This window comes from Microbacterium sp., from assembly GCF_017305435.1.
In the GTDB taxonomy this organism is placed as follows: Bacteria; Actinomycetota; Actinomycetes; order Actinomycetales; family Microbacteriaceae; genus Microbacterium.
Map to the genome: position 1 here is coordinate 31,723 of NZ_JAFKIP010000008.1, position 12,459 is coordinate 44,181.

At 71.5% G+C, this 12,459-nt stretch carries 9 protein-coding genes and 1 pseudogene; 8 read left to right on the forward strand and 2 right to left on the reverse strand.

Going from position 1 to position 12,459, the window contains the following annotated elements:
* Position 1: 1 nt before the first annotated feature.
* The 4 genes from J0I43_RS14565 (at position 2) to guaA (ending at position 4,101) form a co-directional block, all read left to right on the forward strand.
* On the forward strand, positions 2–1,120 hold the full coding sequence (locus J0I43_RS14565; protein WP_292865950.1) for a GuaB3 family IMP dehydrogenase-related protein: 1,119 nt from the start codon (positions 2–4) through the stop codon (positions 1,118–1,120).
* 74 nt (positions 1,121–1,194) lie between these two features.
* The gene (locus J0I43_RS14570; RefSeq protein WP_292865953.1) at positions 1,195–2,016 is read left to right on the forward strand and encodes an SURF1 family protein; all 822 of its coding nucleotides are present in this window, start codon (positions 1,195–1,197) and stop codon (positions 2,014–2,016) included.
* Positions 2,017–2,026: 10 nt separating this feature from the next.
* Entirely contained in the window at positions 2,027–2,521 is a 495-nt protein-coding gene (locus J0I43_RS14575; protein WP_292865394.1) for a DUF3817 domain-containing protein, read from the forward strand.
* On the forward strand, positions 2,518–4,101 hold the full coding sequence (gene guaA, locus J0I43_RS14580) for a glutamine-hydrolyzing GMP synthase (RefSeq protein WP_292865397.1): 1,584 nt from the start codon (positions 2,518–2,520) through the stop codon (positions 4,099–4,101). The genes J0I43_RS14575 and guaA overlap by 4 nt, the downstream gene beginning before the upstream one ends.
* 211 nt (positions 4,102–4,312) lie before the next feature.
* Here guaA and J0I43_RS14585 read toward each other — a convergent pair whose 3' ends face one another.
* The gene (locus J0I43_RS14585; RefSeq protein WP_292865400.1) at positions 4,313–5,221 is read right to left on the reverse strand and encodes a Bax inhibitor-1/YccA family protein; all 909 of its coding nucleotides are present in this window, start codon (positions 5,219–5,221) and stop codon (positions 4,313–4,315) included.
* Positions 5,222–5,377: 156 nt separating this feature from the next.
* Between J0I43_RS14585 and J0I43_RS14590 the strand changes: the two genes are divergently transcribed.
* From J0I43_RS14590 to J0I43_RS14605, 4 genes and pseudogenes are all read left to right on the forward strand, one after another.
* A complete protein-coding gene (locus J0I43_RS14590; protein WP_292865403.1) occupies positions 5,378–6,385 on the forward strand; it encodes a glycerophosphodiester phosphodiesterase family protein in 1,008 nt (335 codons plus the stop codon).
* Positions 6,386–6,580: 195 nt separating this feature from the next.
* Positions 6,581–7,506 (forward strand): annotated as a pseudogene (locus J0I43_RS14595) (ABC transporter ATP-binding protein).
* Positions 7,503–8,594: an ABC transporter permease gene (locus tag J0I43_RS14600; RefSeq protein WP_292865406.1), complete on the forward strand. Its 1,092-nt coding sequence runs from the start codon at positions 7,503–7,505 to the stop codon at positions 8,592–8,594. Before J0I43_RS14595 ends, J0I43_RS14600 begins: the two are co-directional and overlap by 4 nt.
* A 152-nt stretch (positions 8,595–8,746) precedes the next feature.
* Positions 8,747–11,869 (forward strand): S8 family serine peptidase, encoded by a 3,123-nt coding sequence (locus tag J0I43_RS14605; protein WP_292865409.1) that lies wholly within the window; start codon positions 8,747–8,749, stop codon positions 11,867–11,869.
* Positions 11,870–11,933: 64 nt separating this feature from the next.
* Here J0I43_RS14605 and J0I43_RS14610 read toward each other — a convergent pair whose 3' ends face one another.
* Complete coding sequence (locus tag J0I43_RS14610) at positions 11,934–12,398, reverse strand: hypothetical protein (protein ID WP_292865412.1); 465 nt, start codon at positions 12,396–12,398, stop codon at positions 11,934–11,936.
* Positions 12,399–12,459 lie beyond the last annotated feature (61 nt).

Genomic DNA, 12,459 nt, shown 5'->3' on the forward strand with positions numbered 1-12,459 from the left:
CATGGAGATCGAGCTCGGCCGCGCCAAGCGCGCCCGCCGGGCGTACGCGTTCGACGACATCGCGGTCGTGCCCTCCCGGCGCACGCGCAACCCCGAGGATGTCTCGACGGCCTGGTCGATCGACGCCTTCGGCTTCGACATCCCCGTCCTCGGCGCACCGATGGACTCCGTCATGAGCCCCGCCGCGGCGATCATGCTCGGCCAGCTCGGAGGCCTGGGTGTCCTCGACCTCGAAGGCGTCTGGACGCGGTACGAGAACCCGGCGCCGCTCCTCTCCGAGATCGCCTCACTGCCGGATGCCGAGGCGACGCGCCGCATGCAGGAGCTCTATGCGGAGCCCATCAAGCCCGAGCTCGTGCGCGACCGCCTCGCCGAGATCCGCGCGGGCGGAGTGACGGTCGCGGGCGCCCTGACGCCGCAGCGCACGCAGGAGCTCTATGAGACCGTCGTCGCCGCCGGCGTCGACCTCTTCGTCATCCGCGGCACGACCGTCTCGGCCGAGCACGTCTCGAGCGACGCCGAGCCGCTCAACCTCAAGAAGTTCATCTACGACCTGGACGTCCCGGTCATCGTCGGCGGCGCCTCCACCTACACGGCGGCGCTGCACCTCATGCGCACGGGAGCGGCGGGCGTGCTCGTCGGGTTCGGCGGGGGCGCGGCCTCCACGACCCGGGCGACCCTCGGCATCCACGCGCCGATGGCGACGGCGGTCGCCGACGTCGCCGGAGCGCGTCGTGACTACCTCGACGAGTCGGGCGGCCGGTACGTGCACGTCATCGCCGACGGCGGCGTGGGGACGTCGGGCGACATCGTGAAGGCGCTCGCCATGGGGGCGGATGCCGTCATGCTGGGCGTCGCGCTCGCTCGCTCGACCGATGCGCCTGGCCAGGGCTTCCACTGGGGCCCGGAGGCGCACCACGCGAAGCTGCCGCGCGGCCGGCGCGTCGAGGTGGGCCAGGTCGGCCCGCTCGAGCAGATCCTGTACGGCCCGGCGCCTGTCGCCGACGGCACCGCCAACCTCATCGGTGCGCTCCGCAAGTCGATGGCGACGACCGGCTACTCGGACCTCAAGGAGTTCCAGCGCGTCGAGGTCGTCGTCGCGCCGTACTCCGCGAACTGATGGCCGACGCCGTGCCCGACGTCGCGGAGAGCGCACCCACTCCCGACGTCTTCCCGCCCACTCTGCGCGAGGTCATGCTGCGCCCGTGGTGGATCGGGATGCTCCTGTTCGCGCTCCTCGTCGCGGCCGTGTTCGCATGGCTCGGGCAGTGGCAGCTCGGCCGCGCGATCGACACGAACCCCCCGCCGCCCGGAGCGACCGAGCAGGTGCAGCCCATCGCCGACGTCACCGCGCCGGGGGAGTACCTGCCGGAACCCCTCGTCGGGCAGAAGGTCGCGGTCGCGGGAGCGTTCGTCCCGGGCGACTTCCTCATCGTCTCGTCGCGGTTCAACGACGGCCAGGAGGGCTACTGGGTCACCGGTCAGCTGCGCGTCGACCCGGCCGCAGCCGGGGGCGTGGAACCCGCGTCGCTCGCGGTCGCGATCGGCTGGGCCGCGACGCGCGAGGCGGCGGATGCCGCGGCATCCGCCCTCGACGACGCTGCGGGAGCCGACGTCGAGCTCACCGGCCGCCTCATCTCCGACGAGGGTCCCGTCCGGCCCGGCACGGGGGCGCCGGCGACCGAGATGACCCGGATGTCGCCCGCCGCGCTCCTCGGCCGGTGGCACGACGCAGCCGGGCTCAACGTTTACCGTCCGTACCTCGTCGCGGACGGCCTCGTCGCGGATGGCCTCGGGGCGGATGAGCTCGTTGCCGACGGGCTCGTCGCGATCGACTCCCCTGCGCCGACCGAGGGCTCGAACGTCAACTGGCTGAACATCTTCTACGCCGTCGAGTGGGCGATCTTCGCCGGCTTCGCGTTCTACATGTGGTACCGCTTGGCCAAGGATGCCTGGGAGAAGGAGGTCGAGGCGCTCGAGGAGTCCTCGGCCGAGGGCGGAGCGCCCGGCGACTAGACTTGGGCGCATGCCTCAGCCCAAGCTCGCCACCTTCCCGGCGATCCGCGGAGCGCTGCGTTTCTACCAGATCGCGTCGGTGATCACCGGTGTCATGCTGCTGCTGCTGTGCGCCGAGATGATCATCAAGTACGCGCTCGGCTACGAGCTGTTCGCGGGCGGGTCCGGCGGGCTCCTCTGGTTCGCGCCCGTCGTCGAGACCGCGACGGGGCACGAGTCGACCGGCGACGGGACGAACCTCAGTCTCGGCATCCTCATCGCGCACGGCTGGTTCTACGTCGTCTACCTCTTCGCGTGCTTCCGCGTGTGGAGCCTCATGCGCTGGGGCTTCGTGCGGTTCGTGACGCTGGCTCTCGGCGGCATCGTGCCGCTGCTGTCGTTCTTCATGGAGGCGCGCGTCGGCCGCGAGGTCAAGGCCTACCTCGCCGAGCGCGAGGCCTCTGAGGCATCCATCACTCCGGTTCCCGCGCCTGCCGAGGGACCCGCCACGGAAGGCATCCGGTGACCACTCAGACCGAGACCGCTCAGCGTCCCGTCCTCGTCGTCGACTTCGGCGCGCAGTACGCCCAGCTCATCGCGCGCCGCGTCCGCGAAGCGGGCGTCTACAGCGAGATCGTGCCGCACACGGCGACGGCCGACGAGGTCGCCGCGAAGGAGCCCGTCGCGCTCATCCTCTCCGGCGGGCCGTCGTCGGTGTACGAGGACGGCGCGCCGTCCCTCGACCCCGGCATCCTTCAGCTCGGCGTTCCGACGCTCGGCATCTGCTACGGCTTCCAGGTGATGGCGCAGCAGCTCGGCGGCACGGTCGCCAACACGGGCTTGCGCGAGTACGGTGCGACGGATGCCGCGGTGACGGGCTCCGGCGGCGTGCTGCTGGAGGGTCAGCCGGCCGAGCAGAACGTCTGGATGAGCCACGGCGATCAGGTGTCGGCGGCTCCCGAGGGCTTCGAGGTGCTCGCTTCGACGGCGGCGACGCCGGTCGCCGCCTTCGGCAACGCGGAGAAGTGCTTCTACGGCGTGCAGTGGCACCCCGAGGTGAAGCACTCCGACTACGGCCAGCAGGTCATCGTCAACTTCCTGCACAAGGCGGCGGGGCTGGCATCCGACTGGAACAGCGGCAACGTGATCGCCGAGCAGGTCGCGCGCATCCGCGCGCAGGTCGGCACGGGCCGCGTGCTGTCGGCACTCTCGGGAGGCGTCGACTCCGCCGTCTCGACCGCGCTCGTGCACGAGGCCGTCGGCGACCAGCTCGTCGCGGTCTTCATCGACCACGGGCTGCTGCGCAAGGGCGAGCGCGAGCAGGTGGAGAACGACTACGTGGCATCCACCGGCGTCCGCCTCATCACGGTCGACGCGCGCGAGACGTTCCTGACCGCGCTCGCCGGCGTCAGCGACCCGGAACAGAAGCGCAAGATCATCGGCCGCGAGTTCATCCGCGCGTTCGAGAAGGTGCAGCAGGAACTCATCGCGGAGGCGGCGGCGGAGGGCGACCCGATCCGCTTCCTCGTGCAGGGCACGCTCTACCCCGACGTCGTCGAGTCCGGCGGCGGCACGGGCACGGCGAACATCAAGAGCCACCACAACGTGGGCGGCCTGCCCGAGGACCTGCAGTTCGAGCTCGTCGAGCCGCTGCGGACGCTCTTCAAGGACGAGGTTCGCGCGATCGGTCGCGAGCTGGGACTTCCGGCCGAGATCGTGGGGCGCCAGCCGTTTCCGGGCCCCGGCCTCGGCATCCGGATCGTGGGTGAGGTCACCGCTGACCGCCTCGAGATCCTGCGTGACGCCGACGCCATCGCTCGTGAGGAGCTGACACGCGCCGGGTTGGACGGTGAGATCTGGCAGTGCCCCGTCGTGCTGCTGGCCGACGTCCGCTCCGTCGGCGTGCAGGGCGACGGCCGCACCTACGGGCATCCGATCGTGCTGCGTCCCGTGTCGTCTGAGGACGCGATGACCGCCGACTGGACGCGCCTGCCCTACGACGTGCTGTCGAAGATCTCGAACCGCATCACCAACGAGGTGCGCGAGGTCAACCGGGTCGTGCTCGACGTCACGTCGAAGCCGCCGGGGACCATCGAGTGGGAGTGAGTCGCGTGCGGGTCAGTGCTGCGCAGCAGCGTTGACCCGATGGACCGTGTCCCACTTGTGGTTGTTTCCGCGCCCGGAAACCGACCATAAGTGGGACACGGTCTGCTGCAAGTGGGACAACTCCTGCCGTAAGTGGGACGAGGCGCGGGGGATGCGGAAGGCCCGCCCGGCGGGTGCCGAGCGGGCCTTCTGAGCAGGGGATGCCTTCGGCTCAGTTGTTGCCGCGGAGGATCGCGATGAGGCGCAGGATCTCGATGTACAGCCAGACGACCGTCACCATGATGCCGAAGGCGCCGAGCCAGCCGTACTGACGGGGGGCGCCGTTGCGGACGCCCTGCTGGATCGAGTCGAAGTCGAGGACGAGCGAGTACGCCGCCATGATGACCACGAGCACACCGATGATCACACCGAGCGGGATGCCGGCGATCGAGTAGTTCGACAGCATGCCGAACGGGCCGCCCGAGCCGGCCGGGAACGCGCCGAACATCATCATGACGACGTTGATGAGCGAGAAGACGAGGTAGCCGACCATCGCGATCATGAAGACCTTGGTCGCCTTCGCCGACGCCCGGATCTTGCCGCTCGCGAAGAGGGCGAGCGTCACGCCGACGACGGAGAGGGTCGCGAGGGTCGCCTGCACGACGATGCCGGGCCACATGTACTCGAAGAACGCCGAGATGCCGCCGATGAAGAGACCCTCGAAGGCCGCGTACGCGAAGATCAGCGCGGGGCGCACCTTCTTGCGCGACGTGAAGCTGATGACCATCGCGAGGACGAACCCGCCGAGCGCACCGATCATCCACGGCAGGATGCTGACGTTGCTGGGGCTGTCGGGAGTGACGCCGGCCATCGTCCAGATCCAGCCGACGGCGGCCGTGACGAGGAGGATCGCGAACAGGCCGACCGTCTTGAGGACAGTGTCCTCGACCGTCATGCGGCCGGTGTCGACGGCGCCCGCGGCGGGGGCGGCGAACGCGCCCTCCAGCTGTGCCTGCGCGGCGAGGTCGGCGGCCTGGTGCGACGAGGCTCCGAACGAGGTCTGGGCAGCCGGCGGGGTCAGCCCGGGGCGCTGTTCTTGGAACGCGGGGTTGGCGAATGCGGGGTTGCTGCTCGAGGCCATGGTGGTCTCACTCCAATGCGAAGGTTGCCGCGGGGTTTCCTGCGGTATTACAGCCTATCGCGCGGGCCGAGAGGGCGGCAGGGCGGCCGCTGTGAGCACGCTATGAAGGGGTGGCTGCGGTGCGGTCGGAGCTCCCCCGATGGCTAGCCTGGGGGGATGCCGCGACGTCGTCCCCTCGTGATCGGTCACCGCGGCGCGCCGGGGTACCGGCCCGAGCACACGCGTTCCTCCTACGACCTCGCGCTCGCCCTCGGCGTCGATGCGGTCGAGCCCGATGTCGTGTTCTCGCGCGACGGCGTGCTCGTCGTGCGGCACGAGAACGAGATCAGCACGACGACGGATGTCGCCACGCGGCCGGAGTTCGCCGACCGGCGCACCACGAAGACCGTCGACGGCACCGCACACGAGGGCTGGTTCACCGAGGACTTCACGTGGGACGAGCTGCAGACCCTGCGGTGCCGGGAGCGGCTGCCTGCGCTCCGGCCGGGCAGCGCGAGCTTCGACGACACCCAGCCGCCGCTGCGGCTGGCCGACGTCCTCGCGCTCGTGCGCGCGGCATCCCTCGACCAGGGGCGCGAGATCGGCGTCGTCCTCGAGATCAAGCACGCGACGGCATTCGGCGCGCTCGGTTTCGACGTCGCCGGCGCGATCGCGGCGGAGCTGCGTGCGGCGGATTGGGCCGACGGTGCGCTGCCGCTCGTCATCGAGTCGTTCGAGTCGACCGTGCTCACCCAGGTGCGCGCGCACGGCATCCGCGGCTCGTACGTGTACCTGCTCGAGGCGTCCGGGCGGCCGTACGACCTCGTGGCGGAGCGGGGTCATCGGGCTCCGACCTACGCCGAGCAGGCGGCACCCGCTGGTCTCGACGCGCTCGCGGGCGCCGTGGACGGCATCAGCGTCGACAAACGCATGATCCTCGCGCCCGACCGGCTCGGGCGGGCGACCGGTCCCTCCCGCGTCGTCGACGACGCCCACTCGCGGGGCCTCCGCGTCTTCACCTGGACCTGCCGCCCGGAGAACGCGTTCCTCACCCCGCAGTTCCGATCCGGCCGCGACAAGGCCGCGTTCGGCGACTACGCCGCGGAGTGGCAGATCATCGCGGATGCCGGGGTCGACGGCGTCTTCGCCGACCACCCCGACCTCGCCCTCGCCTTCTTCCGCTGAGGGTGCCCTCGTTTCGCCTGAGGGTGTCTTCGTTTGACGTGAGGGTGCTCTCCATCAGTGCACCCTCGGCGGGAACGAGTGCACCTTCGGCGGGAGCGAGTGCACCTTCGGCGGGAACGAGTGCACCCTCGGCGGGAACGAGTGCACGGGACAGGTGGATGGGCGGTGCGGGAGGGTGAGCCATAGGGTGGGGCCATGGAGTCCCCCGGAATCGTCGCCTCGGGCGTCCGCCGCTCGTTCGGCGCGGTCCACGCCGTCCGCGATGTGAACCTGGCTGCGCGGGCCGGCGCCGTCACGGGACTCGTCGGCCCGAACGGCTCGGGCAAGACGACGCTGCTGCTGATGCTGGCATCCCTTCTCGCGCCGGATGCCGGCACCGTGCGCATCGGCGGCATCGACCCGGTGGCCGATGCCGCCGGGGTGCGCGCGATCACGGGATGGATGCCCGACGCGCTGGGCGCGTGGCCGTCGCTCACGGCGCGCGAGACCCTCGTGACCACCGGCCGCCTGTACGGCTTCGACCGCCCGCGCGCCGAGCACGGTGCGGCGCGCCTGCTCGACGAGCTCGGGCTGCGCGAACTCGCCGACACCCCCGCCCGCGTCTTCTCGCGCGGACAGAAGCAGCGTCTGGGGCTCGCCCGCGCCCTCGTCCACGATCCGCGCGTGCTGCTCCTCGACGAGCCGGCCTCGATCCGCAGGCGCGGGTCGAGCTGCGCACGCTCCTGCGCCGCCTCGCGGCGGAGGGGCGCACGATCCTCATCTCGAGCCACATCCTGTCCGAGCTCGACGAGGTCGTCGACGACGCCGTCTTCATCGTCGAGGGGGCCACCGTCTCGTCCGACCGGGTCGCCGCGGCGGCGACGCGCCTGCGCACGTGGCGCATCCGCCTCGCAGACCGCGACGCCGCGGACGCCGTCGCCCCCGTCGCGCAGGCGCTCGGCCTGGATGCCGCGACCATCCCCGTCGATCGCCGCGATCTGCTCGTGTCGATCGACTCGGACGCCTCCGCGGCATCCGCGCTCGCCGCCCTCGTCGGTGCGGGCCTGCCCGTCGCGGAGTTCGCGGCGGCGACCGGCCTGCTCGAGCACACGTTCCTCGACCTCGAAGGAGGCCGCCCGTGAACGTCGCACGGATGTGGACCATCGCCCGCCTGGAGCTCGTCCAGCGGCTGCGCGCCGTCTCGTGGTACGTCCTGCTGGGCGTGTTCGGGCTGATCCTGCTCGGTGTCACGGCGCTGTCCCTGCTCGCCTTCGGCGGGTGGGCGGGCGGCGGTCCCGGCATCTTCTCGGTCGTCGTCTGCGTCACGCTCCTGCTGGTGCTGCTCGTCTCGCCGACCCTCAGCGGCAACAGCATCAACGGCGATCGGGATGCCGCGACCCTCGCCCCCGTTCAGGTGACGCTCGCCACGACGGGAGAGATCCTCATCGGCAAGTTCGTCGCCGCGTGGATCACGGGGCTTGCGTTCGTCGCCGTCGCGGCGCCGTTCCTCCTCGTCACGATGATCGTGGGCGACACGAATCTCGCCGCGGTGGCGGTCTCGCTCGTCATCGTGGTCGTCGAGATCGGCGTCGTGTCCGCGATCGGGGTCGCGCTCTCCGGCATCCTCGCGCGCCCCCTCTTCTCCGTCGCCGTGACCTACCTCGTCGTCGCGGCGCTCGCCGTCGGCACGCTCATCGGATTCGGCCTGATCGGATCGGCGGTCTCCAGCGAGGCGGTGTCGAAGAGCCGCTCGTTCACCTACGACCTGCGGGGTTACCCCGAGTGCACGGATGGCGGCGACGACTGCGAGGGCGAGCTCGACCGGATGGCCTGCGGCGAGTGGGAGACCTCGACCTACCGGGTGCCGCGCTTCGATCGGGTGTGGTGGATGCTCTCGTCCAACCCGTTCGTGATCCTCGCCGATGCGACGCCCACGACGTTCGACGACAGCGGCAACCCCGACGACGTGTTCGGGTGGATCAAGGCCTCGGTGCGGTCCGCGCAGATCCCGCCCGACCTGGCGCCGGTCTGGGACGGCTGCGACCCCGCCGTGTACGACGGGGGAGGCTCGGACTACCGCACCCCCGAGGAGACGATCGCGCAGACGGTGCCGAGCTGGTTCGTCGGCCTCGCCGTCCAGATCGCCTTCGCCGCGCTGCTGCTGTGGTGGGCATGGGCGCGTACGCGCACGCCCTCGCGGACGCTGCCGCCCGGGACGCGGATCGCCTGAACCGGCCCCGCCCGCACCTGCCGCGGCTCGGATGAGGATCCTCTCATCCTGATGCGTGAGGGTTTCGCGGGCATGCAGGGGATGCATAGCCTCCTTTCAGCCACTTCCTACCCCCGGAGTGCGCTCTCCCCTGCACGAAAGGCGGACCCCTCTTGCAACGACGCATCCTGGCGGTGATCGGAGCCACCCTCCTCACCCTCCCCGCATCCGCGGCCCTCGCGGCGACGCCCGACGACGATTCGGGGGCGCGGTTCGCCGCGTCCTCGTCGCGCGGCGCGATCGACTCTTCCTTCACGGCGGGCGCGATCGGCCCCGACGGCCACGTCACCGTCGTCATCGAGATGGAGGGCGACCCCGTCGCAGTCGTCGAGGCCGAGAGCGGCCGCGAGCTCAGCGAGGGCGAGCGCGACGACGTCAAGTCGACGCTCACCGACGCGCAGAGCGAGGTCGTCGAGACGGTGGAGAGCGCGGGCGGCGAGGTCCAGGCGCAGATGGCGTCGGCGTACAACGGAGTCCAGGCATCCGTTCCGGCGGACCAACTGGATGCCGTGGCCGAGCTCCCCGGCGTCGTCGCCGTGCACCCCGTGCGCCGCTACTCGATCGACAACGCGGTCTCGGTGCCGTTCCTCGGCGTGCCCGAGGTCTGGCAGAACACCGGCTACACGGGTCAGAACGTCAAGGTCGGCATCATCGACACGGGCATCGACTACACCCACGCGACGTTCGGCGGCCCCGGCACCCCCGAGGCCTACGAGGCCGCGCACGCGGCGAGCGATCAGCCCGCCGACCCGGCCCTGTACGGCCCCGACGCCCCGCGGGTGAAGGGCGGCGTCGATCTCGTCGGCGACGACTACAACGCCGACCCCGCGAGCGCGAGCTACCAGCCCGTGCCGCACCCCGACGCGAACCCGCTCGACTGCCAGGGCCACGGCTCGCACGTCGCCGGGACGGCAGGCGGCTCCGGCGTCCTCGCCGACGGCGCGGGGTACACGGGTCCGTACGACGCCTCGACACCGTCGAACGCGTTCCGCGTCGGCCCCGGCGTCGCGCCGCAGGCCGACCTGTACGCCATCCGCGTCTTCGGCTGCGACGGCTCCACCGACGTCGTCGTGCCCGCCCTGGACTGGGCGGTCGACAACGGCATGGACGTCGTGAACCTCTCCCTCGGCTCGTCCTTCGGTCGCGGAGACGACCCGGATGCCGTCGCGGCGGCCAACGCCGTCGGCGCGGGCGTCGTGGTCGTGGCATCCGCCGGCAACGCCGGGCACAACCCGTACCTGACCGGGTCGCCCGGGTCGGGCGACGGCGTCATCGCGGTGTCGGCGGTCGACAGCGCCGAGGGCTTTCCCGGGGCGACCGTGACGGTCGACGGTCAGGCGGTCGAGGCGATCAACGCCAACGGCGCGTCCCTCGAGGGCATCGGCGATCTCGCCATCGTGCGTCTGGTCGACGACCCCGCCACGCCGGAGAACGAGGCCATCGGCTGCTCGGTGGAGGCGTACACGAAGGCCGGCGTGACCGCGGGCGCGGGCCAGCTGGCCGTCTCCGAGCGCGGTTCCTGTGCGCGCGTCGCGAAGGCGATCTACGCGCAGCAGGCGGGGGCTGCCGCCGCACTCATGGTCAACTCGACCGACGACCTGCCCCCGTACGAGGGTCAGATCACCGAGAACGCCGACACGGGCGAGGCGTATCTCGTCACGATCCCGTTCCTCGGGGTGCGCTCCTCGAACGGCGCGCTGTTCACCACCGGCGCCACCGCGTCGTTCGCGGCGGCGCAGATCGCCAATCCCGGGTTCCGCGCGTACGCGTCGTTCACCTCGTCCGGACCTCGTTCGGGCGACAGCGCGGTGAGCCCCGACGTCGCGGCGCCGGGCGTCTCCATCTCGTCGGCCGCGGTCGGCTCGGGGAACGGCGCGGCGATCCTCTCCGGCACGTCGATGGCGTCGCCGCACGTCGCGGGCGTGGCGGCCCTGTCGGCGCAGGCGCATCCGGAGTGGAGTGCGCCGCAGCTCGCGGCATCCGTCGTCTCCACCGCCGACCCCGACAAGGTCGTCGGCGAGAGCATCACGATCGGCGGGCTCGGACTCGTGGACGCCGCGCAGGCCGTCGCGACGACGGTCACCGCGACCGGCGACGCGTTCCGCACCGAGAGCGGCTGGGCGCGCGAGGCCGCGCTGAGCTTCGGCTTCCAGGAGTCGCCGCTCGGCTTCGGCGGCATCAAGACGGTGACGGTCCGCAACGACGGCCCCGCCCCGGTGACCTACGACGTCTCCACCACGCCGTCGGCGCAGTCGCTGAAGGCGAGGGTGTTCCTCTCCTCGTCGTCGGTCACCGTCGCGCCGGGAAGCTCCTCGAAGGTCCTCCTCACGGTGGGCGCCGCGGCGAAGGACGTGCCGAGCTCGGTCGGGGGAGCCGACCAGTTCGCCTACTACGAGATCTCGGGCGACATCACGTTGACGTCGGCCGACTCGACCCTCCGCGTGCCGTACCTGCTCGTGCCGCGCTCGTCGAGCACGGTCTCGAGCGCGACGTCGGCGCTCTTCACGAAGAAGCAGAAGGTCGCCGACGGGGCGAAGAAGATCTCGCTGTGGAACCTGTTCGGGGCGCAGCCGAGCGCCGGCGCCGACGTCTACACGTGGGGGCTGTCGGACGACAAGGATGCCTCGGCATCCCTCGCCGATACCGGCTACGACCTGCGTGCCGCCGGCGTGCAGTCGTTCGGCAGCGGTGATGATGCGCTCGCCGTGTTCGCCCTGAACATGCACAAGCGCTGGTCGAACGCGGCGAGCAACGAGTACGACGTCGTGATCGACGCCGACCGCGATGGCACGGCGGACTGGATCGTGCTGTCGGCGGACTCGGGCGCGGTGCGGGCGGGAGACACGAACGGGCTCGCCGAGGTGTTCGTCGTGAACGCTAAGACGGGCGCGCTCGGCGCGAGCGGCTTCCTCACGCAGGCGCCGACCGACTCGTCGACGATGCTCCTGCCGGTCCACCTCGCCGATCTCGGCATCACCGGGGCATTCGACTACACCGTGCAGACCTACGGCGTGAACGGCGGAACGGATGCCGCGTCGGGCTGGGCCACCTACGACCCGTCCGCTCCGGCGATCTCCAACGGTCAGTACGTCGATGTGGCGCAGCACCGCACTGCATCGGTCGAGGTCGCGGTGAACGCGGCTCAGGTCGAGGCGCAGAAGCCGCTCGGGTCGATGGTCGTCGTCATGGACAACCCGTCGGGCGCGGGCGAGGCGCTCCTGGTCAAGCTCAAGTAGCCCCGGCCCCGCCGGACGCCGACGGCGGCGCCCCCGGCGTCCGGCGGGTGCGGCGCCCCCGGGCTCAGCGCGTGCAGAGCTTGGGGGCGTCGCCCGATCCGAACCGGTAATCGTAGGTCTGTCCACCCGCGGTCACGACGACACGCAGGCCTTCGACGAGGGCCTGCGTGTACGACTGGCCGGGCGACGCGCAGCCGAGCGAGGAGTCGCTGAAGGTCACGGCCTCGGCGGAGACGAGGGTGGGAGTCTCGGTCACGCCGCGCCCGGCGAGGTCGGCGACGAGGGCGTCCCACTTGGCCGCCGGCACATCGGTGGCGGTGCCGGTCGGCGCCGTGGAGCCCACGGGACCCGGCGTCGTCGTCTGGAACGGCGGGCGGGTGCTCGGGGTGGATGTGTCCGGCGTCGATGCGCCCGGGGTGGATGTGCTCATGGCGCCTCCCGACGGGTTCGTGGACGGCGCGCATGCCGCGAGGGCGAGGCCGGACGCGGCGATCGCGGCGAGAGCCAGCGGGATCACGCGGGTGCGCACGGCGGCCTCCTCGACTCGGATGCCCCGATGGTAGGCGCGCGACCTGCGAAACGGCGGGGAA

Coding starts and splice junctions, on each gene's coding strand:
- J0I43_RS14565 (WP_292865950.1), top strand. CDS start 2: ATGGAGATCGAGCTCGGCCGCGCCAAGCGCGCCCGCCGGGCGTACGCG.
- J0I43_RS14570 (WP_292865953.1), top strand. CDS start 1,195: ATGCTGCGCCCGTGGTGGATCGGGATGCTCCTGTTCGCGCTCCTCGTC.
- J0I43_RS14575 (WP_292865394.1), top strand. CDS start 2,027: ATGCCTCAGCCCAAGCTCGCCACCTTCCCGGCGATCCGCGGAGCGCTG.
- J0I43_RS14585 (WP_292865400.1), bottom strand. CDS start 5,221: ATGGCCTCGAGCAGCAACCCCGCATTCGCCAACCCCGCGTTCCAAGAA.
- J0I43_RS14590 (WP_292865403.1), top strand. CDS start 5,378: ATGCCGCGACGTCGTCCCCTCGTGATCGGTCACCGCGGCGCGCCGGGG.